General features: G+C 62.8%; 17 protein-coding genes and 1 rRNA gene. 7 read left to right on the top strand and 11 right to left on the bottom strand.

All coding sequences use genetic code 11. The features are described 5' to 3' along the window. Positions 1-138 precede the first annotated feature (138 nt). The 4 genes from EB812_RS05785 (at position 139) to ychF (ending at position 3,553) form a co-directional block, all read left to right on the top strand. On the top strand, positions 139-822 hold the full coding sequence (locus EB812_RS05785; protein ID WP_118229241.1) for a FlgO family outer membrane protein: 684 nt from the start codon (positions 139-141) through the stop codon (positions 820-822). Positions 823-832: 10 nt separating this feature from the next. Then, positions 833-1,168, top strand: a complete 336-nt coding sequence (locus tag EB812_RS05780) for a hypothetical protein (RefSeq protein ID WP_118229242.1) — start codon at positions 833-835, stop codon at positions 1,166-1,168. Positions 1,169-1,177: 9 nt separating this feature from the next. Continuing rightward, complete coding sequence (locus EB812_RS05775) at positions 1,178-1,789, top strand: FlgO family outer membrane protein (protein WP_118229243.1); 612 nt, start codon at positions 1,178-1,180, stop codon at positions 1,787-1,789. A gap of 663 nt (positions 1,790-2,452) precedes the next feature. Then, positions 2,453-3,553, top strand: a complete 1,101-nt coding sequence (ychF, locus tag EB812_RS05770) for a redox-regulated ATPase YchF (RefSeq protein ID WP_118229244.1) — start codon at positions 2,453-2,455, stop codon at positions 3,551-3,553. A gap of 249 nt (positions 3,554-3,802) precedes the next feature. On the opposite strand, the gene EB812_RS05765 is transcribed toward ychF, so the two are convergent. The 8 genes from EB812_RS05765 to EB812_RS05730 all read right to left on the bottom strand — a co-directional run bounded on the left by EB812_RS05765 (position 3,803) and on the right by EB812_RS05730 (position 13,838). Next, positions 3,803-5,830, bottom strand: a complete 2,028-nt coding sequence (locus EB812_RS05765) for a methyl-accepting chemotaxis protein (RefSeq protein ID WP_130957923.1) — start codon at positions 5,828-5,830, stop codon at positions 3,803-3,805. 647 nt (positions 5,831-6,477) lie between these two features. Further along, positions 6,478-7,926: an aminomethyl-transferring glycine dehydrogenase subunit GcvPB gene (gene gcvPB, locus EB812_RS05760; protein WP_118229247.1), complete on the bottom strand. Its 1,449-nt coding sequence runs from the start codon at positions 7,924-7,926 to the stop codon at positions 6,478-6,480. Then, positions 7,923-9,254: an aminomethyl-transferring glycine dehydrogenase subunit GcvPA gene (gene gcvPA, locus EB812_RS05755; protein ID WP_118229248.1), complete on the bottom strand. Its 1,332-nt coding sequence runs from the start codon at positions 9,252-9,254 to the stop codon at positions 7,923-7,925. Before gcvPA ends, gcvPB begins: the two co-directional genes overlap by 4 nt. Positions 9,255-9,508: 254 nt before the next feature. Continuing rightward, on the bottom strand, positions 9,509-9,895 hold the full coding sequence (gene gcvH / locus EB812_RS05750) for a glycine cleavage system protein GcvH (RefSeq protein ID WP_118229277.1): 387 nt from the start codon (positions 9,893-9,895) through the stop codon (positions 9,509-9,511). A gap of 50 nt (positions 9,896-9,945) precedes the next feature. Further along, on the bottom strand, positions 9,946-11,028 hold the full coding sequence (gene gcvT, locus EB812_RS05745; protein ID WP_118229249.1) for a glycine cleavage system aminomethyltransferase GcvT: 1,083 nt from the start codon (positions 11,026-11,028) through the stop codon (positions 9,946-9,948). A gap of 407 nt (positions 11,029-11,435) precedes the next feature. Continuing rightward, positions 11,436-12,137 carry a (d)CMP kinase gene (gene cmk, locus EB812_RS05740; protein ID WP_118229250.1) on the bottom strand — a complete coding sequence of 234 codons (702 nt, stop codon included), beginning with the start codon at positions 12,135-12,137 and terminating at the stop codon, positions 11,436-11,438. After that, positions 12,134-13,276, bottom strand: a complete 1,143-nt coding sequence (gene hisC / locus EB812_RS05735) for a histidinol-phosphate transaminase (RefSeq protein WP_118229251.1) — start codon at positions 13,274-13,276, stop codon at positions 12,134-12,136. The genes cmk and hisC overlap by 4 nt, the downstream gene beginning before the upstream one ends. Positions 13,277-13,385: 109 nt before the next feature. Continuing rightward, entirely contained in the window at positions 13,386-13,838 is a 453-nt protein-coding gene (locus tag EB812_RS05730; RefSeq protein WP_118229252.1) for a universal stress protein, read from the bottom strand. 296 nt (positions 13,839-14,134) lie between these two features. Between EB812_RS05730 and EB812_RS05725 the strand changes: the two genes are divergently transcribed. Then, on the top strand, positions 14,135-14,668 hold the full coding sequence (locus EB812_RS05725) for a hypothetical protein (RefSeq protein ID WP_118229253.1): 534 nt from the start codon (positions 14,135-14,137) through the stop codon (positions 14,666-14,668). A 417-nt stretch (positions 14,669-15,085) separates the two neighbouring features. Here the strand turns inward: EB812_RS05725 and EB812_RS05720 are convergent, their stop codons facing one another. Continuing rightward, on the bottom strand, positions 15,086-15,634 hold the full coding sequence (locus tag EB812_RS05720; RefSeq protein ID WP_118229254.1) for a hypothetical protein: 549 nt from the start codon (positions 15,632-15,634) through the stop codon (positions 15,086-15,088). 258 nt (positions 15,635-15,892) lie between these two features. Continuing rightward, the gene (locus EB812_RS05715) at positions 15,893-16,117 is read right to left on the bottom strand and encodes an SHOCT domain-containing protein (protein ID WP_118229255.1); all 225 of its coding nucleotides are present in this window, start codon (positions 16,115-16,117) and stop codon (positions 15,893-15,895) included. Between the two features lie 354 nt (positions 16,118-16,471). Here EB812_RS05715 and EB812_RS05710 point away from each other — a divergent pair, with 354 nt between their 5' ends. Together EB812_RS05710 and EB812_RS05705 are read left to right on the top strand one after the other, a co-directional pair. Continuing rightward, complete coding sequence (locus EB812_RS05710; RefSeq protein WP_130957922.1) at positions 16,472-18,451, top strand: ATP-binding protein; 1,980 nt, start codon at positions 16,472-16,474, stop codon at positions 18,449-18,451. Beyond that, the gene (locus EB812_RS05705; RefSeq protein ID WP_118229257.1) at positions 18,448-19,803 is read left to right on the top strand and encodes a sigma-54-dependent transcriptional regulator; all 1,356 of its coding nucleotides are present in this window, start codon (positions 18,448-18,450) and stop codon (positions 19,801-19,803) included. Before EB812_RS05710 ends, EB812_RS05705 begins: the two co-directional genes overlap by 4 nt. Before the next feature lie 351 nt (positions 19,804-20,154). On the opposite strand, the gene rrf is transcribed toward EB812_RS05705, so the two are convergent. Then, positions 20,155-20,269, bottom strand: a 5S ribosomal RNA gene (gene rrf / locus EB812_RS05700). Positions 20,270-20,290: the final 21 nt, after the last annotated feature.

Below are 20,290 nucleotides of genomic sequence, written 5' to 3'. Positions count from 1 at the left end.
CGCCCCGCAAGCCAAGTCCGCACCTGGAACACGTCTTGCAAGGTTCAGGGCACGGCCCCACAAGCAGGCGGATTTTTCCCCCGCTCAAGTTTTCGGCCGCGCCGCCGATAAGAGGAAAAGAACCCTTTTGAGGTGAATATGACGCATCCCTTCCTCCGCTGTTGCCTCTGCCGCTGTTGCCTCTGCTGCGCTCTGCTGCTTCTGCTGCCTGCCTGCGGCAGGCACGGGCCTTCCGCGCTGGACCCCGGCTATACGGATGCTGTGGAGATCAAGCTCAAAGCCCGCGAACTGGCAGATCAGATGCTCGCCACCATGCCCAATGACGCCCTGCAGGGCGTGGTGGCCATGCCCACGGCCTTTGTGGACCAGAACAACACCGCGCGCAGTTCCGCCTTGGGGCGTCTGCTGGCGGAATCGCTGTTCTACGAATTTAACCAGCGCGGCTTTCCCGCGCGGGAATACCGCCTGAACGGGGCCATATCCGTACAGGGCGGGCGAGAAGACCTTGCCCTGGCTGCGGACCAGATGGTCAGCACTGTGGGGCAGAAGTGGGCCGCCCTGGTGGTGGGCACCTACCATGTGGACAAAGACGCCACCTTTGTGAACGCCCGTCTGGTGCGGGCCAGCGATGGCCTGGTGCTGCGCACGGGCCAGCTTGTGCTGGTCAACACGGCCATTGTGGCCCGTCTGAGCCAGCCCGACGCCCCCAGAGTCAGGCCCGTAAGCGTGGCGCAGGCCGCCGCGCCGCGCAGACCCGCAAGCCTGTACACGCCCATGCAGTCCGTGAGCAGCGGCGTGGTGCCCATCCGACAGGGGCGATGAGGGAAAAACCATGCTGCGAACACTGCCGGTTCTTTGCTGCCTTGCCGTACTGCTTGCCGTCGCGTCCCCGGCGCGGGCAGACAGTCTCTCTGCCTATGGGGAACAGAGCGAACAAAACGCGGCGGCCCGCCAGGCCGCCAAAGACCATGCCGACTATTTGGCAAAAGCCAACAAATACAGCCTGCAATACCTGCAGGAGGCCCGCGAATTTCGCGTCGACGGCCGCTATGAGCTGGCCCGGCAGCGTTATTTGCAGGCTCTTTCCATCTGCGCCGACGACGCCACGGCGCAGATCATCCGCCGCGAACTGGAAGGCGTGGATCTTTTGCTGCGCACCATGCGCTGAGGTCGTGTCATGTACCGTTGGATTATTACCCTGCTCATGCTGGCGGCCCTGCTCTTTCCGCTTACTGCGGCCGCCGGAACCGTGCCCCGCGCGGCGGACAGCATCGCCAAGCAGATGGACGAGCAACTCATGATGCGCTACGCCGGGGACGACCCCGGCATGACCAGTAAGGAACGCAAATCCTTGGCCCGCGCCCGCATCATGATCTTGGGCACCACGCCCGCCAATATCAACAATCTGGAAGAATCCTCGCCATTGGCCCGGCAGATGACCGAAGAAGTGGCGCGCTGGCTCGTCAACGCGGGGTACCGCTTTCAGGAAATCCGCCGGGGCAGCGTCATTCGCTTTGACAAACAGCGCGGCGAGTTCTACCTCACCCGCGATGTGCGCAAGCTGGCCGCCGCCAGCGGCACGGGTCAGGCGGTGCTGGCCGGCACCTATGTGGTCAGCCGTGAGCAGGTGCGCTTCAGCCTGCGTCTTATCCATACTACCAGCGGCGAAGTGCTGGCCATGGGCACGGCCACCGTGCCCATTACCGACGACATGCGCAACCTGCTGCGCGACCGGGGCCCCGGCGCAGGGGACGGCCTCACCCCCACTGTGCGCACCAGGCTGCAGTAGACGCCTGTCCGCACAGAAGGCGAAAAACAGGACGTGCGTAACGGCAACCGCTGCCGCTGACGCCGTCGGCGCAAAAAAGGCTGTTTTTGCTCAAGCGGCGCGATCATGCGTCGTCCTCTGCCCCGAACCGCCCCGTGCCATCCCCTCCCGGCGGATACGACAGACCTGTGCCGCTGCGCATCCCGCACGCACACTCCCGCGCCGCAGCCACGCCCTCTGTCTTTTTGGGCTTCCCTTTTCCAGAAGTCGACAGACCTGGAATCATGGGGCGAAGCCACCTTGGACCGCCGAGTCTGCGAGGCGGGGGCTGGTGTCGCGAGGGTTGCCAAAAATAAGATTTTTTTGATGCCGGCAAGGAAGCGGTGGATTTTTGCGCGCAGCGGACTCACGTCCGTGAGCAGCAAAAAAACGCCGCTGACGCCGTCGGCGCAAAAAAGGCTGTTTTTGCTCAAGCGGTGCGATCATGCGTCGTCCTCTGCCCCGAACCGCCCCGTGCCATCCCCTCCCGGCGGATACGACAGACCTGTGCCGCTGCGCATCCCGCACGCACACTCCCGCGCCGCAGCCGCGCCTTGCCCTGGGCCGCGCTTGCGGCTATAACAGGCCCGCTTCGGCAAACTACACCGGCGCGGGCCGCGTGCCCCCGCACCGCAAGGAGACAGCATGTCGCTCAGCATCGGAATCGTTGGGCTGCCCAACGTGGGCAAATCCACCCTGTTCAACGCCCTGACCAAGGCGCAGAACGCCCAGGCCGCCAACTACCCTTTCTGCACCATTGAACCCAACAAGGCCACAGTGGCCGTGCCGGACGCGCGGGTGGACGCCCTCACCGCCAAGGCCCGCCCGCGTAAGACTATCTATGCCAGCGTGGACTTTATCGACATTGCCGGCCTGGTGCGCGGGGCCAGCAAGGGCGAAGGCCTGGGCAACCAGTTTCTGGGCAATATCCGCGAATGCGCGGCCATTGTGGAAGTGGTGCGCTGCTTTGAGGACGAAAACGTCACACACGTGGATGGCAGCGTAAGCCCCTTGCGCGATGTGGAAACCATTGAGCTGGAGCTGCTTTTGGCCGACGTGCAGAGCACGGAAAAACGCCTGGAAAAACTGCAGAAGATGGCCAAAGGCAGCAAGGAGGCCAAGGCGGCCGCCGAGCATATGCAGGTGCTGCTTGCCCACCTTAATGCGGGCAAGTCTGCGCGGGATTTCGCCCTGCCTGAACACGAGGCTTTTCTTGCGGCCTGGCGGGAATTGGGCCTGCTCACGGCCAAGCCCGTCATTTACTGCGCCAATGTGGACGAAGGGGCCGCCGCCGAGGGCAATGCCCTGGCCCGGCAGGTAGAGGACCTGGCCCGGACGCGCGGCGCGGGCTTTGCCCGCATCTGCGCCCGGCTGGAAGAGGAACTGCAGGGCCTGGACCCGGCGGAGCAGGCCGAAATGCTGGCCTCCTACGGTATTGAAAAAAGCGGCCTCGCCCGCATTATCCACACGGGCTATGCCACCCTGGGGCTGTGCAGTTATTTTACCGCCGGGCCGGACGAAGTGCGGGCCTGGACCATCCACAAAGGCTGGAAGGCTCCGCAGGCCGCGGGCGTCATCCACACGGATTTTGAGCGGGGCTTCATCCGGGCCGAAGTCATTGCTTACGACGACTATATGAGCCACGAAAGTGAGGCCGCCTGCCGCGCCGACGGCGTGCTGCGCGTGGAAGGCAAGGACTATGTGGTGCAGGACGGCGACGTCATGCACTTCCTGTTCAATGTTTAGCGCACGTACCCTTTAGAGCATTTAACACTTGAAATGCTCGCTTCCTGCAGGCAAAAGCCTGCCTTCTCGCATTTCGTGGCAAGGATTTTCAAGAAAATCCTTGCAGAGCCGTTAGCTTATTTCATTCGCTAACTGCTTTAGAAAGGGGCTTGGCAGAGGGCGCGCAGGATAAAATCTCCGGCTGGCAACCGCCGCTGCAGCAAGGGGGGCTTTCGCCCCCCTTTTTGCATCCAGGCCCACGCTCCCGCCTTAGGCCCGCTTCATCTTTTCAATCAATTCCACCAGGCTGCGGGCTTGCTCACGCAGAGCGTCCAGCTCCTGGTTCACGGCCCGCATATCTGCGCTGGTGCTGGCGGCGATCTGATTCACGTCCGCGATGGAGCGGTTGATTTCTTCACTGGCCGACGACTGCTCTTCACTGGCCGTGGCAATGGCGCGCACTTCGTCGGCGGTCTGTTCCACCATGCCCACGATTTCGCCCAAAGCCTCGCCGGACTTGTTGGAAAAGTCCGTGGCTTCAGCAATATTTTTGACGGATTCGTCCACCTGGCCGATGCTTCGGCCGGTGCTTTCCTGAATGGCGTGGATGGCGTTGCCCACGTCCGTGGTAGAGGCCATGGTCTTTTCGGCCAGTTTGCGCACTTCGTCGGCCACCACGGCAAAGCCGCGTCCGGCGTCGCCGGCGCGGGCCGCCTCAATGGCCGCGTTGAGGGCCAGCAGATTGGTCTGGTCTGCAATATCTGAAATCACGCCCATGATCTGATTGATGGCCCTGGCATGATCGTCCAGATCAGTCATGCCCTCCTTGAGGGCCAGGGATTGCCGCTGCACTTCCTGAATGCTGGACACGGCCTTGGAAACCACTGTGGCGCCGGTTTCGGCCTTGTTTCTGGCCGCGTTGGAAATGTCCGCCGCGCCGCCGGCATTCTTGGCCACCTCCAGCACGGTGGAGTTCATTTCTTCCATAGCCGTGGCGGTTTCGGACAAACGCCCTGCGGCGTGGTCCAAGGCCCTGGCGGTATTTTCCACCTTGGTGGCCATATCGTTGATGGAAGCGTTGAGCTGCTCCACCACCCCTTCTATCTGGTCGGCGGCGCTGATCATGCCCTCGCGCTGGGCGCTTTCGGCCCTGGCTTGAGCCGTGCGGGCCTCGGCCATGGCCTGCTCGGCCTCTGTTCCTTTCCGGCGGGCCGCCTCAGCCTGCGCAGCGGCCTCAGCCACCAGTTTGCGCAGATTTGCCTCCATGCTGCGCAGCGAATCGGCCAGCAAGCCCATATCGTCGCGGCTGTGCACGTCCAGGTGCAAATCGCCCTTACCCTCGGCCACGTCTTGGGCATAACGGGTAATTTGGGCCACAGGCGCACCTACCATCCGCCCCAGCACGACAGAAATGGCCAACTGCAGCACCAGCAGGGCACAGCCCACCATGATGGCCTTCTGGATGGCGGTTTTTTCCAGACTGCGCAGCACGTCAATGGGCATGCCCACAAACCACATGCCCACAGTCTTGCCGTCGGCGGCCTTGACCGGCCAGTAGGCGGAATTGTACGGCACGCCCAGAATGGAGTTGTGGGCATAGACGGTTTCGCCCCGCTCCAGCACGGCCTTGACAATGTCTTTGGATTCCAGCCTGGTGCCGATGACGCGCTTGCCGTCCCGCACAATGGTGGTCATGACGCGGGTATCGCCTTTAAAGATGGTCACATGAGAGCCGGTGACCTTGCCGAGCCAGTCCATATAGGCCGGCCCCACCAGCGAAACGCCGATGGAAATGCTGCCCACCAGACGGCCTTCGTACATGACCGGCTGGCTGGCCCGGATAGTGAAGGGCACTACAGTGCCCGCAACTACGGCCACGGCCGGCTCACCCTTAAGGGCTTTAGCCACGGTTTCCTGTTTGAGCACGCTGTCGCCGTATTTGGTGGCATGGCCGCGGGCCACCACCACCCCCTCGGCGTCGGTGATGGTCATAAAGTCCGATTTGGCCTTCTTCATGGCGGTCTGGCCCAGGCGGTAGGCCGTTTCATGATCTTTTTCCGCAATGGCGCGGGCCAGGCTGTCCTCGTCGGCCATGAGCGCGGCGCTCTGGGCAAAACGCTGGGCCGTGCTCTCGTTGGACATGCGCACCACCTGGCACATGCGCTGGATGCCCTTGTCGAGTTCGTTCTCAATGGGCGTTTTCATGAAATAGATAGAAACAAACAACACCACGCCGCAACAGGTGATCAGCGCGCCGAATAGCGAGCCCACATACTTGTGCATGAGCGTCCAACGCATGGGTTTACTCCTTGACTGTGCACGCAATAAACCGGCCGGTTTCAGGCCACGTCCCGGCCACGTACGCACGCGACTTTCCGGTAGCCCTTCGTACGCCGGAGGGGGGGCAGAACTCCGCCTGTCTGTTTCGGCCTGCCGTTCCGGCGCTACAGCACCCATGCTGCGGCAAGCCTTATCGTTCTTTTTTATTTTGTATTCGGCAAAACATTGGAAAGGAATAGGGCTCAGGACAAACTTTTCTCCTCATAACATATAAAAATAAATACTATTTTTAGTATAATATATTAATATTAAGTCAACATTACTTGACGCTTGTGCCCGCCGGGCCCAAGACCGCCACCAGTTTTTGTCCTGAGCGTACAATGTGATTTTTTTCTTTTTTTACGCCATTACAGCCGATAATGCAAAGACTTTCGGGCGGCTGGCCCACGCTGCGCAGCGCAATACGCCACAGCGCAAAATCAAAAGACGGCCGGCCCCCACTGCGGAGGGCCGGCCGTCCATATGTCCGGGCCAGCAGTCTTAGAGCATTTAACACTTGAAATGCTCGCTTACGGCAGGCAAAAGCCTGCCTTCTCGCATTTCGTGGCAAGGATTTTCAAGAAAATCCTTGGAGGGCAGTTAGCTCATTTCATTCGCTAACTGCTCTAGCCCATGTCTTCGGTCAGCACCATATGCCGCGCGGCGGCCGTTTCATCCAACCGACGCACAGGCAGGCCTTCCGGCGCGCGCGCCAGGCTTTCGGGGTCGCGTCGGCCCTGGGCCACAATATCTTCCAGGGCAGCCACATAGGCGTCCAGAGTCTGTTTGCTTTCCGTTTCCGTAGGCTCGGCCATAAGGCATTCGTGCACAATGAGCGGGAAATAAATGGTGGGCGCGTGGATGCCGCGCTCCAGCAAGGCCTTGGCTATGTCCAGAGCACGCAGCCCCTGTGGGGCCGAGGCCACGAACTCGTGGGCGCAGAAGCGGTCTTTGTAGGGCTCATCCAGCACATCTTCCAGCTTCTTTTTCAAGTAGTTGGCGTTGAGCACCGCATATTCTGCCGCGCGGGTCAGGCCCTCTCCTCCCAGACGCAGCATATAGGCCAGGGCTTTGACCACCACGCCGAAGCTGCCGTAAAACGGCCCCATATACCCCATGGACTGGGGCAGGTTGTAGTCCAGGAACAGGCTGCCGTCCTCACGCGCCGCCACACGGGGCGCAGGCAGGAAGGGCAGCAGGCGCTCGCTCACGCCCACGGGGCCAGCGCCGGGGCCGCCGCCGCCGTGGGGCGTGGCAAAGGTTTTGTGCACGTTGAGGTGCACCACGTCAAAACCCGCGTCTCCCACGCGCATCTTGCCCAGAATGGCGTTCATATTGGCGCCGTCGTAATACAGCAGGGCATCCACCCCGTGCAGCAGCTCCACAATACGGGGCAGATGGGTTTCCATAAGGCCCAGGGTGTTGGGGCAGGTCATCATGATGCCCGCCAGATCTTCGCCGTGTTCGGCTACAGCGGCGGCCACGGCCTCCGGATCCACCATGCCGTCGCGCGAAACCAGATTGACAGCTTCAAATCCCGCCAGGGCGGCCGAAGCCGGATTGGTGCCGTGGGCCGCATCAGGGATGAGCATTTTTTTACGGTTGCGGCCCTTGGCCTTGTGGTAGGCAGCAATAAGTTTCACGCCCGTAAACTCGCCGTTGGCTCCGGCCATGGGCTGGAAGGTGAAGGCGCGCATACCCGTCACCTCGCAAAGCAGGGCCTCGGCCTCGTAGAGGCACTGCAGCGCGCCCTGCACGCAGGCGGCCCCCCGGCCGGACTGGGCCAGCAGGGGGTGCAGGCGGCTGAAGCCCGGCAAGGCGGCCACATATTCCGTAAACTTGGGATTGTACTTCATGGTGCAGGAGCCAAGGGGATAAAAGTTGGCGTCCACACTGTAGTTGCGCTGCGAAAGCTCGGTAAAGTGGCGCACCACGTCCAGCTCCGAGCACTGGGGCAGCCGGGGCGGACGCGCGCGCAACAAGGCGGGGGGCAGCATGTCCGCCGCCCTGGGGGCGTCGCTTTCCTGGCGGCAGGCGCAGCGCCCGGGCACGGATTTGGCAAAAATAGTGTTCACAGCAGACCTCCCACGGCTTCGGCAAGCATGCCGATCTGCGCGCGGCTGTTCTGCTCGGTGCAGGCCAACAGCAGCACGTTTTCCATCTGGGGATAATACCGGCCCACGGCATAGCCCGGCACGCAGCCGTGGGCGGTGAGGGCCTCTACCACCCGGACGGCAGGCACGGGCAGGCGCAAGGCAACTTCTGTGCCGTAGGGCGCGTCGTTGAGCAGTTCCACGCCCTTGAGGGACGTAAGACGTTCCACGGCGTAGCGGGTGAGGGCCATATTATGTTCGGCCAGGCGGGTAAGCCCTTCCGGGCCCAGCAGACTCATGTGGATGAGCGCGCGCAAGGCGCAGAGGGCCTGGTTGGAGCAGATGTTGGACGTGGCCTTGGCCCGGCGGATGTGCTGTTCCCGCGCCTGGAGGGTGAGCACATAGCCCGTTTTGCCGTCCACGTCCGTAGTGCGGCCCACAATACGGCCGGGGAACTGACGGATATGCTCCTTGCGGCAGGCCATAAGCCCCAGATAGGGGCCGCCGAAGGCAAGGGGCAGACCCAGGCTCTGGCCCTCGGCCACGGCCACGTCCGCGCCCATTTCGCCGGGGGTTTTAAGCACGGCCTGCATGACCGGATACACGGAAATGATGCCAAAGGCCTTATGCGCGCGCGCCGCGGCAAAGACCTCGGTAAAATCCGTCACCGCACCGAAAAAGTTGGGGTTCTGCACCAGCACGGCGGCGGTCTGATCGTCGATGGCGGCCTTGAGGGCCTTCACGCGGCTCACGCCCCGCTCCTGACGCACGGTTCTGAGCTCCACGTCCAGGCTGGAAATGTAGGTGGCCAGCATGACCCGCCAGATGGGGTTCACGGCTTCGTCCACCACCAGTACGCGGCGTTTGGTGCTGCGCACGGCCATCATGGCCGCCTCGAACAGCGCGGATCCGCCGTCATAGACCGAAGCGTTGGCGCAGTCCATGTCCATCAGCCGGCTTACGGCCGTCTGGAACTCAAAAATGGCCTGCAGCGTGCCCTGGGAACATTCGGCCTGGTAAGGGGTGTAGGCGGTGTAGAACTCGCTGCGCCCGGCCAGGGCGTCCACGGCCTTGGGGATGTCGTGGGCGTAGTAGCCCGCACCCAGAAAGGACGTGAGGTCCGTACGGTTGCGGGCGGCGAGATCCTCAAAATAGGCGCACACGGCGGCTTCACTCCGCCCCTTGGGCAGATCGAACCGGCGGGGACGCATGCTGGCCGGGATGTCGGCAAACAGGTCGTCCAGCGCGCGCACGCCCACCACATCGAGCATTTCCCGCAGCTCTTCAGGCGTGTGGGGGATATACGGCATGGTTGCTCCTTGCGCAAACGGCGCGGCGCAACAGAAAGCCGTTGCGCCGCAGCATATGGGTGACAAAACTTTTTGCGGGGGAGAAACGTGGGGAGGAAACGTCCCTCCCCCGCACTCCTCCCCCGAAACGGTTGCCGTTGGTGCACAACGCCGCAGAAAACCGCAGGGGAAAACCTGAGTCCTTGCGGACGCGCCGTCGCCACAAAGGGGGCATTGGGGCTGCAGCCTCTGAACCGACGGGGGCGGCAAAAACGCTAGTGGGCCACGGAAGCGCAGTACGCTTCATAGGCCGCCGCATCCATGAGCCCGCCGGGCTTGTGGTCCAGCCTGACCCGCAGTAACCAACCCTGGCCGTAGGGATCGCTGTTGCACAGCTCCGGATTGTTTTCCAGAGCCGCGTTAACGGCCGTTACCGTGCCGGAAACGGGCGAAATAAGGTCGCTGGCGGCCTTGACCGATTCTACGGTGCCGAATTCCTTGTCCTCGCCCAGGGCGTCGCCCACGGCGGGCAGTTCCACATAAGTAATGTCGCCCAAAGATTCCTGAGCGAAAAAGGTGATGCCCACAACGGCCTCGTCGCCTTCCAGGCGGGCCCATTCGTGGCTTTGGCTGTACAGAAGATCTGTGGGATTGCTGGCCATGTTCTGCTCCTCAAAAAAACTGAAGTTCACGTGCCGCCGTTGCGGCGGGTTTACGCCAATTTCTGCCTKGCCGTGCCGGCCTTGTAGAAGGGGATATCCGCCTTCACGGCAGGCAGTGCCGTTTTTGCGGCATGGACCACAAAATGTTCGGCCCCCACGTGGGACGCGTCCACCCAGGCCAGGGCAATGCCGTGACCCAGCGATGGGGCGAAAGAGCCGCTGGTCACCTGGCCCACGGGCGTGCCGTCGGGCAGGGTCAGGGCGTCGCCGTGCCTGGCGGCGCGGCGGCCTTCAAGGCTCAACGGGGTGAGCACCTGGCGCACGGTCTGCGCGCCGATCTTGCCCACATAGTCGGCCGCGCTGGTAAGCATGCGCCCCATGCCCGCTTCCGCCGGGGTATGCTCCGCGTCCAGGTCGTGCCCGTACAGGGGCAGACCGGCCTCCAGGCGCAGGGTGTCGCGCGCGCCCAGGCCAACGGGTTTGACCCGCGCGTCGGTCAGCAGATGCTCCCAGAACTCCACGGCTCTGGCGGCAGGCAGGTACAATTCGTAGCCCAGCTCGCCCGTGTAGCCTGTGCGGCTCACCAACAGGGGCTCGCCCTGCCACTGGGTTTTGCGGAAGGCAAAATAGCCAAGATCATGAAATTTTTCGCCCAGGGCCTGCTCCAGCACAGCCAGAGATTCCGGCCCCTGCAGGTCTACTTTGGCCGTGTCTGCAGAAACGTCGGTAAGCCGCACGCTCTGGGGCAGGCGGGCGCGCAGAGTGGCAAAATCGCCCGCGGCGCAGGCGGCATTGACCACAGCCATGAAGGAATCCGGCCCAAAGCGGTAGATGATGCCGTCGTCCAACACGCCGCCCGCTTCGTTAAGGATAAAGCCATAGCGACATTTGCCCGGAGCGAGCGTCTGCAGGTTGTGGCTGACGGCCTGGGGCAGGGCCTGGTCCGCACCGGCCCCTTCCACCAGAAATTCGCCCATATGGCAGATGTCAAACAGTCCGGCGTGTTGGCGGGTGTGCTGGTGCTCAGCCAGAATGCCCTCGTATTGGATGGGCATAAGCCAGCCTGCAAAAGGGGCCATTTTGGCTCCGTGCGCCTCGTGCCAGGCGGTGAGCGGCGTGCGCAGTTCCGACATGGGAGCTCCTTGAAGTTGCATTGAACCGAAAGCCGCGCGGTCTCTCCGGCGGCAGCGGCATGTTAGCACCCTGGCCGCCGGGGCACAAGACGCCGTCACAAAAAAAGGGGCCGGGCCAGGGCGGGCACGGACCGCAAAGGGCAGACTCTCTGCCCATCACACAGCGCTTTCTTTGCGGATATGTTCCCGCCGCGTCAAGCCGTTAGAGCATTTAACACTTGAAATGCTCGCTTACGGCAGGCAAAAGCCTGCCTTCTCGCATTTCGTGGCAAGGATTTTCAAGAAAATCCTTGCAGAGCAGTTAGCTCATTTCATTCGCTAACTGCTCTAGCCCTGTGCCGGACGCCAGGTCCGGATTTTTTTGCGGACGGCCCCACTGCCTGCCGCGCCTGCCGCACCACCGGGGTTCAGTCCGCCACCGGCCGCAAAGCGCGTGCGCCGCCGTGTACGTCAATATGATGCAGCATGACGCCCAGCACGCCTTCGATATCCAGGTGGGACGTATCCACCACCAACGCGTCCTGGGCCGGGCGCAGGGGGGCCACGGCGCGGTTGCGGTCCATGGCGTCGCGGCGGCGGATCTGGTCCGTAAGGCTGTGCAGATCCGCGCTCTGTCCCCGATTTTCCAGGTCACGCAGACGACGCACCGCGCGCACCTCCGGGTCTGCATCCAAAAAAAATTTGAAACGCGCGTCGGGAAAAACCACCGTACCCATGTCGCGGCCTTCGGCCACCAGGGGAGCGCGCTCGCCCATACGCCGCTGGATAGCGCGCAGGGCCTCGCGCACCACGGGCACGGTGGCGATGCGCGCGGCCAGCATGCCCACGACCTCGGTGCGCACCTCGCCCCGCACAGGCACATCATTGCAGAACAGGGTGGAGCCCCGCCCGGCCCCGCTCAGACGAAAGGCGTACTGCCCGCAACGGGCGCGCAGTTCCTCCTCGGGCAGAGTTTCCGCGCCCGGCCCCAGCTTGAGGGCCAGACACCGGAACATGGCGCCCGTGTCCAGATAGGCCAGCCCCAGGCTTTCGGCCATACGCCGGGCGAGCGTGGTTTTGCCCACGCCGGCGGGACCGTCCAGAGTCACTATGGGAAGGAAAACGCTCATGCCGCGCCTCCCCGGCCGTGGGTCGCCGTCAAGACGTCGTCCAGGGCATTAAGGAAAACGCGGTTTTCCCGCGCATCGCCCACGCTTACGCGCAGCAGATCGGGCAGACCGTAGCTGGTCAGGGGGCGGATGATGACGCCGCGGCGCAGCAGTTCCTCAAAGCAGACCGCCGCAGCGGGCGCGCCTTCGGGCAGGCGGAACATAAGGAAGTTGGCCGCGCTGGACCACACGGTACAGCCCAGAGCCGTGAGCCCCACAGTGAGCGTGTCCCGCCCGGTGTGCACAGCTTCCTGGGTGGCGGCGTAAAAGGCGCTGTCCTCCAGAGCGGCCAGGGCGGCCTCTTCGGCCAGGATATTGACAGAAAAAGGCAGACGCGCGCGCCAGAGATAGTCCGCCAGCTCGCGCGGCAGCACGCCGTACCCCAGGCGCAGGCCCGCCAGACCGTACTGTTTGGAAAAAGTCCGCATAAAGGCCGCGTTTTCCGGCAGTTCGCCGCTTTCAAGCAGCGAAGCCCCGGCCGGGTCCGGCGCAAAATCCATATAGGCTTCATCCACCACCAGCAGGCATTGGGGGGCGCGGGCCGCCAGCTCGCGGGCCAGGCGGGCCACATCCGCGCGGGGGGGACAATAGCCTGAGGGATTGTCGGGCGTAGTCACAAACATAAGCCGGGTGTGCTGGTCCACCAGGTTGAGCATGCCGTCAAAATCGAAGGAAAAATCCTCGCGCAGGGGCTGGCGGCGCGCCTCCACCCCGCAGATCTGCCCCTGGATGGGATAAATGCTGAAGCAGGGCCGGCAGCAGACCAGATTATCCCGCCCGGGCACGGCCAGTACCCGGATGAGCAGGTCCAGTATTTCGTCCGAACCGTTGCCCACCACTATTTGCGCGGGGTCCACCTGATGGCGGCGGCCCAAGGCGGCGGCCAGGCGCGGGTTGCCGCCCTGAGGATAGCGGAAGGCCCCCTCCGCGTGACGGCGGACGGCCGCCACGGCCAGGGGCGGCGTGCCCAGGGGATTTTCGTTGCTGGCCAGCTTAATGACCTGGGCAAGACCGTATTTTTCCTGAATTTCTGCAATGGAAAGGCCGGGCACATAGGGCTTGAGCCCGGCAATTTCCGCCCGGACGCTGCTGGGGGTCATGGAAACTCCAGTTTGGCTGAACAAAGGCAGGCCCCCGGCGGGCGGGGGCCTGAACAAAAACGGACGTCTGCTCAGGCAGCCGTCAGAGCAACTTCAAAGTGAAGCTGCCCTAGTCCTCAAGATCCGTAGGCCGCACAGTCAGCACGGGCATGTCGGCGTTCTTGACCACCTTTTCAGCCACGGATCCGAACAGGATGCGGTCAATGCCTTTGCGGCCGTGGGTGCCCATAACTATCAGATCTACCTCTTCTTCCTTGGCTCGGCTGAGAATTTCCTCGGCGGCGTAGCCAATAAGCACCTGGCCCTTGGCCTCCACGCCCGAAAAATTTTCGGCGACAAAAGATTCCATGGACTTTTCCGCGCCGGTGACAATTTCGCCCACAAAGTTCTCAATAGTGTTGGGCGGCACATGAAAGCCCACATACTGGCTCAAGGAAGGCGCGGTATACACCACCAGCACACTGGCGCCCAGTTTTTGGGCCAGCAGAAAAGCGTATTCGGCCACGTCCTTGCTGTGGTCAGAAAGGTCTACGGCGCACAGTATCTTCTTGATTTCCTTCATGGCAAACTCCTGTTCTCGGAACGCAGAGAGGTTTTTCACAAGGTCGGGACGACGCGGTTCGCCCCGCCTCTACAGCACGAACCGCCGCTCACGGATTTTTGCCTTTACCTGGAGTAAATCGTAGGGGTTTTTACAGCGATATACAAGTCTTTTCCATAGAATGGCGGCGGAAGGGAAAAATTTTCCCCTTAGGGGCAAGCCGATGTTGCAAAACCGGGGGCTTATGTCTAGACTTATTTCTGGCAAAGTTTTTGCATTTGCCTGCCCATACGGCAATGCCAACCCCTGGAGGCGTCATGAAGATTCAGAACGAACAACTGGAAGCCCTGCTGCGACAGCAAGAGCTTGCCGCCAGGGCCGCCGCTGGACAGAAAAGCGACGGCAACGCCTTTGCCGCCGCCCTGGCCGAACAGCTGAGCCCGACAGAAGACACGTCCGCCGCGTCCGCTCAGGTGGGGCAGACAGCCCAGGCCTCTCAGGCCGCGCTGATCAGCCAGATGTTGCTGGCCGAAGCGCCCGACGCCCAGGCCGCCACCGCAGCCGCAACTGCCTCCCCCGAACTGCCAGGCCTGGAGAACGCCGTATCCCAGGCCGCCGGCACGCTGGATATGTGGGACACCTATGTGCAGACCCTGGGCGCCGGAGATCAAGGCTCTCTGAAGCAGGCCTACGAGCTGCTGCAGGGCATTGACGGGCAGGTCGCCGCGCTGAAGGACAGCACTACGACCCTGCGCGGGCAGAGCTCTGGCTTCGACTCCCTGCTCAACGAACTGGAAGTGCTCACCACCACCGAGAAAATCAAGTTCAACCGTGGGGACTATCTGATCTGAGCTGCGACCGCCCTTTTCAAGCGGCATCCCGCAAACGGGCCATCGGCAATGCCGACGGCCCGTTTGTTTTGCGCACACAGGGGTTGCCCCACGCCGCAAAAACTCTACACCTAGAAAGATTACTTTTGCGAATATATGTGCCCAACGTTTACGGACACCCGTTCCGACGCTGACCCGCGCAAATGAATTGCGCTTGCGCCTCAGCGGCGGGCGCCTGCTTTCGCAACCGCCAGGCATTGCAACGTTGCAATGCCCTAAAAAGCTGCGGCCCCGACGCCGGGGAGCATCGAGGCCGCAGGGGTTGAGGTTGGCGTGTTCAGGAGGGGTTTGTGTCCATATGGCCGGACAAGGGGGGAAGTTTCTCAGGGCCGGACCTGCAGGGGCATTGCATCCGGCCCGTGGCGACGTCGGCGGGGATCAGCGCTCGTCGCTGTCAGGGCCATAGCCGGGGCCCATCATGCCGCCGTAGCCGCCGTAGCCCATATGACCGTAGCCGTGCGAGCCGTAGCCCATGTGACCACGCGGGCCGTAGCCGGGGCCCATCATGCCGCCACGCGGGCCATAGCCGCCGCAAGGGCCAAAACCGCGGCCCATCATGCCCATGCCGCCCATGTAGGGGATGCCCTTATCCTGCATCTGCTTGCGCATGTCGGCATCGGCGGCGTAAAGTTTGTTGCTGATGTCGGTCAGCTCCTTGCGGACGGACTGCACCTTGGCGTCATCGTCCTTGGCGCCCGCCGCGTACAGCGCCTCCAGTTCAGACTGTTTGGCCCACTGCATCTGCATGAGGGGCTGCATCTTCTGACCATACTGCTGGCCCAACTCCTGCATAGCTGTCATCTGTTCTACCGTAAGGCCGCCGGGGCCACCCATATAATGGGGCCGGGCCGCCGCCATGCCGGCAAAAGCCAGCGTGGCCGCCAGGGCCAGAGAAAGCGTCACTATGCTCATCCGAGTCTTTTTCATGGTCGTATATCCTTTGTGTTTTTGCGGCCGAGGCCGCGCATCATAAAAAAACGTTTCCTCACCGGCGGGAGCCTGGGCCCCCTGGCGGGGGGGCCTGCACGGCGGGCGGGGTCCAATACCCGTCACACCCGCCGTACCGACCCGGCCCCGGTGCTCCGTGGCAGCCGCTCAATAAGGCCGCTGCCAGGGCCAGCAATCCCAACAACACTGTGCCGCGCATTCCCATAGTTTCTCCGCTGGTCCGCGTGCCGTGTGGGGTTAGAGCACTTTTTTGAGGTTTTCAAACTCCTCCAGGCTTATTTCGCCTGAAGCCAGCCGGCGCTTGAGGATTTCCAGCGAATCGCGCCGGTCGCCGTGATTTTGCCGGCGGGAATTCACCAAGCCGTAGATGAGCCATCCCGCCAGGACCAGCAGCAGGAGCATGCCCAGCATGCCCGGCCAGCCGCCTCCGCCCATAAATCCATCTGAAAAGCACCCGAACATATATTAATCCTTGCAGCGGCAGTTTGCGTCGTCAGCCACGGCCCTTTGCCGTGTCCGACCGCTGTGCGCCGCCGTTGCCAGACATACAGCAAGGGGCGTGCCAATAGCCCAAATATTAGCACAACATATTTAAATAAAAGATAAAACTACAACAGCAGGACATGAGCGCAGCACAAACAGAATCCTGGGTGTTGTCCTAATTTTACCCACATTCGAGCTACGCTATCCAAAATTTTCCAAACATCTTGCCATGTGCGTAAAAAATACCTATTGCAAGGAGAGCCTGCGGCGCCATGCCCCGTGCGCTGCCATTCTTACACGCCCCGGCCGTGAAGCCGCGGCCGAGGACATACCATGCGAGCGATGTTGTCTTCTCCCCGCTTTTTGCGGCTACGCGGCCTGTCCCCGTGGATGCTGCTGGGCATGGCCCTGATTCTGGGCGCCGCCGTAACAGTGCTTTCCGTCCGCAGCAGCCAGCGGGAACGCGCGGCCATGATCCACAATATGGTGGACAGGGCCGAGGCCCTGATCTGGGCACTGGAGGCGGGCGGGCGCTCCGGCTTCTGCCGCCCTGCCGATAATTTTCGCAGCCTGGAGCCCCTGCTCATGGAAACGGCCAAACAGCCGGGCATCGTGTTTATGGCCGTGGCCGGCAACGGCGGCCTTATGCTGGTCCACAACGACGCGGCAACCCTCACGCCGGAACAGGCCGCCGGAGTCCTGCCGCCGCCGGAAGAAGTGGGCGACCGCCCGGCCTGGCGCGTGCGTCAGTGGGGAGATCGCAAAATTTTTGAAGTCTACCGGCTGTTTGCCCCTCTGCAGCCCGAACACGCCACACATCCGGGCAACGGCATGGGCCGGGGCATGGGGCATATGCGCGGCCGCAGCATGGGGCCAGGGCTCGGCCTGGAACCGGGCCGCAACCCCGATGCGCAGAACGCCCCGGCAATCCCGCAAGAGCGCGGCGTCTGGCCGCCCCCGCCGCCAGGAAGCATCCTTTTGCCGCAGGTGCGGCGCACGCTTGGCCTGGCCATGGTCGGGCTGGATATGCGCCCGTTTGAGGCAACCCTGGCCGCCGACCGCCGCAACACGCTGGTCAGTGCCGCTCTGGTGGCAGCGCTGGCGTTGGCCGCCGTGGTTTCCCTGTTCTGGGCCCACAACTATCGCCGTTCGCGACGCCTGCTGCGCGACCAGCGGGCCATGGCCGCGGAAGTGGTAGCCAACCTGCCCTTGGGGCTTATCACCAGCGACCCCGCCGGTGGCGTCGCCCTCATTAACGCCACGGCTCTGGACATGCTGGGCCTTGTGCGCGATCAGGCCGTGGGCGCGCCCCTGCGCGGCCTGCCAGGTCTGGACTGGAACGCCTTGGCCCATGAGCTGACCAAAAAAGGGAAAATCCCCGACCGCGAAGCCCGCCTGCATCTGCCGGGGCGCGATCCCACCGCCGTTAGCCTGAGTGCGGCCGCCGTGCGCAACGAAACAGGGGTCTTCCTGGGACATGTCTTTGCCGTGCGCGACATCACTGAAGTCAAACGCCTGCGGGCCGAGGCCCAACGCCACGACCGGTTGGCCGCCCTGGGCAACCTGGCCGCAGGCGTGGCCCACGAAATCCGCAACCCGCTGAGCACCATCAAGGGCGTGGCCGTATATCTGGCTCGCCGACTTACGCCTGGAGGACGGGAGGAAGAAGCCGCCCGGCGCATGGTGGACGAAGTGGACCGGCTGGACCGGGTCGTTTCCGAACTGCTGCAGTTTGCCCGGCCTGCAGCCATGCCCCGCAGCGACGGAGACGTACGCGCGGTGATCCGGCACGCTTTGCGCCTGGCAGAAGCGGATCTGCAGGCCAAGAGCATACGCGTGACAGAGGATCTGCCGCCGGACTTCCCCAACGTGCCTATCCACGCCGAGCGCCTGACCCAGGCCCTGCTCAACCTCTTTCTTAATGCAGCCCAGGCCATGAGCTCTGGCGGCACGCTGCGAGTCTGCCTTACGCCCCTGCCGGGCAATGCGTTGTATCGCATCACGGTCACAGACACAGGGCCGGGCATTGCCGAGGCGGCCCTGTCTTCCATCTTCACACCCTACTTCACCACCAGGCCTTCGGGCACGGGGCTGGGGCTTTCCATTGCGCTGCAGATTGTAGAAGGCCTGGGGGGTCGGCTGCATGCGGCCAATGTGGGCGGCACGCCCGGCCAAGGCGCGGAATTTACCCTCATTCTGCCTCTGCGTCCGAACACTGACGCCAACGATGCGAATATGGAAGATGCAGACGCGAACCGGAGCGCAACCCCGGTAGCCACGCCCCACGAACCGCCGGAAAAGGAACAGTCATGAACGCCAAAACATCCATCCAGCTGCTGGTGGTGGACGACGACCGCAACCACCGCGAGATGCTCCAGGCGCTACTGGAAGAATGGGGCTACGCCCCCACAGGCCTGGACAACGGCGAGGCCGCCGTGGCCCTCTGCCGCGAACGGCCCTTTGATCTTATCCTGATGGATGTGCGCATGGGCGGCATGAATGGCGTGGAGGCCACCAGGGCCATCAAGGCCTATAATCCGGCCATTCCCATTCTGATCATGACGGCCTACTCGGATGTGGCCGGGGCGGTAGAGGCCCTCAAGGCCGGGGCCTATGACTACCTGACCAAACCTCTGGCCTTTGACGTGCTTAAGCTGGCCCTGCAGCGGGCCTTGGACCACGCCACGCTCAAGGACGAAGTGCGCAGCCTGCGCCACGAACTGGCCTCAGCTTTCGACGCCCGGCAGATCATCGGGCAAAGCCCGGCTATGCGCCAGGTGCTGGATCTGGCTGCGGCCATCGCCCCTTCCGAGGCCACGGTGCTTATTACCGGCGAATCGGGCACGGGCAAGGAAGTGATGGCCCGGCTTATCCACACCAACAGCGCCCGCCGCAACGGTCCCTATGTGGCCGTCAACTGCGCGGCTCTGACGGAAACGCTGCTGGAATCGGAACTTTTCGGTCACGAAAAAGGCGCGTTTACCGGTGCGGAAAAACGCCGCGAAGGCCGTTTCATGACCGCCCACAAGGGCACCATTTTTCTGGACGAGATTGGCGAAATTCCCCTTTCCATGCAGGTCAAGCTGCTGCGCGTCATTCAGGAGCGGGAAATCCAGCGTGTGGGCGGCGACCAGCCCCTCAAGGTGGACGTGCGCATTCTGGCCGCCACCAACAAAGACCTGGCTCACGAAGTGGCCGAAGGGCGCTTTCGCCAGGACCTCTACTACCGCCTCAATGTGGTGGCCCTGACCTTGCCGCCCCTGCGCGATCGCCGGGAAGACATCCCTCTGCTGGCCATGCACTTTCTGAAACTTTTTGCGCAGCGCAACGGCAAAACCGTCAAAGGGTTCACCCCCACGGCCATGGACCGGCTGCTCAAGCACAGTTGGCCCGGCAATGTGCGCGAACTGGAAAACGCTGTGGAGCGTGCCGTAGTGCTGCTGGTGGGCGACTATGTCAGTGAAAGAGAGTTACCGCCCACGCTCATCGCTGCCGAAGACCCCACCCGCACTGCGACCCGGCCGGACTTCGCCCACATGACGCTGGAAGAAATTGAACGCCTGGCCGTGCAGGACACCCTGGAGCAGGTGGGCGGCAACAAAAGCGAAGCTGCCCGCCGCCTAGGCATCAACCGTAAAACGCTGCTGGCCAAACTCGGCAAATAGGATGATGACGAAAACCGCCCAATGCAGAGGCGCGAGGCATTGGAGGACTATTTGGCGACGGCCTGCTCTTCTGCACGGTGCTTGCCGCCCCGGCATCTTTGCATGTGTCGCTCGCAAGTCCCACGCCAGCGCCTTGAGGCCCAGCCCGTGCATAACCATTTGGCGGCTACACAATGGGGACCACCTCTAACACTACCCATTGCCGGGTGGCGGCTTACGGGCAAGGACAGCTGGTCAGTGCGCGGGCAGCGCACAAACGCAACGAGTACCGCGCACAACCGCAACGAGAACAGCGCACAAAAACAAACGCCCCTCGCGCTGTTGAGCGGCGAGGGGCGTTTTGTGAGCAATCTTTGGCGACGGCCTACTTTCCCACATGACGTTATGCAGTATCATCGGCGATGGAGAGCTTAACTACCGAGTTCGGAATGGGTTCGGGTGTACCCTCTCCTCCATGGTCACCAAAGAAATTTGTCAAAAATATAAT

Source organism: Desulfovibrio legallii (genome assembly GCF_004309735.1).
Lineage (GTDB): Bacteria > Desulfobacterota > Desulfovibrionia > Desulfovibrionales > Desulfovibrionaceae > Desulfovibrio > Desulfovibrio legallii.
This window is presented reverse-complemented; position numbering and strand designations above follow the sequence as displayed.

What these genes read in the sequence shown, in the direction of transcription:
- EB812_RS05720 (WP_118229254.1), bottom strand. Translation starts at nt 15,634, where the DNA reads ATGAAAAAGACTCGGATGAGCATAGTGACGCTTTCTCTGGCCCTGGCG.
- cmk (WP_118229250.1), bottom strand. Translation starts at nt 12,137, where the DNA reads ATGAGCGTTTTCCTTCCCATAGTGACTCTGGACGGTCCCGCCGGCGTG.
- EB812_RS05775 (WP_118229243.1), top strand. Translation starts at nt 1,178, where the DNA reads ATGTACCGTTGGATTATTACCCTGCTCATGCTGGCGGCCCTGCTCTTT.
- gcvPA (WP_118229248.1), bottom strand. Translation starts at nt 9,254, where the DNA reads ATGCCGTATATCCCCCACACGCCTGAAGAGCTGCGGGAAATGCTCGAT.
- gcvH (WP_118229277.1), bottom strand. Translation starts at nt 9,895, where the DNA reads ATGGCCAGCAATCCCACAGATCTTCTGTACAGCCAAAGCCACGAATGG.
- EB812_RS05725 (WP_118229253.1), top strand. Translation starts at nt 14,135, where the DNA reads ATGAAGATTCAGAACGAACAACTGGAAGCCCTGCTGCGACAGCAAGAG.
- EB812_RS05785 (WP_118229241.1), top strand. Translation starts at nt 139, where the DNA reads ATGACGCATCCCTTCCTCCGCTGTTGCCTCTGCCGCTGTTGCCTCTGC.
- EB812_RS05715 (WP_118229255.1), bottom strand. Translation starts at nt 16,117, where the DNA reads ATGTTCGGGTGCTTTTCAGATGGATTTATGGGCGGAGGCGGCTGGCCG.
- EB812_RS05705 (WP_118229257.1), top strand. Translation starts at nt 18,448, where the DNA reads ATGAACGCCAAAACATCCATCCAGCTGCTGGTGGTGGACGACGACCGC.
- EB812_RS05765 (WP_130957923.1), bottom strand. Translation starts at nt 5,830, where the DNA reads ATGCGTTGGACGCTCATGCACAAGTATGTGGGCTCGCTATTCGGCGCG.
- EB812_RS05780 (WP_118229242.1), top strand. Translation starts at nt 833, where the DNA reads ATGCTGCGAACACTGCCGGTTCTTTGCTGCCTTGCCGTACTGCTTGCC.
- hisC (WP_118229251.1), bottom strand. Translation starts at nt 13,276, where the DNA reads ATGACCCCCAGCAGCGTCCGGGCGGAAATTGCCGGGCTCAAGCCCTAT.
- EB812_RS05730 (WP_118229252.1), bottom strand. Translation starts at nt 13,838, where the DNA reads ATGAAGGAAATCAAGAAGATACTGTGCGCCGTAGACCTTTCTGACCAC.
- ychF (WP_118229244.1), top strand. Translation starts at nt 2,453, where the DNA reads ATGTCGCTCAGCATCGGAATCGTTGGGCTGCCCAACGTGGGCAAATCC.
- EB812_RS05710 (WP_130957922.1), top strand. Translation starts at nt 16,472, where the DNA reads ATGCGAGCGATGTTGTCTTCTCCCCGCTTTTTGCGGCTACGCGGCCTG.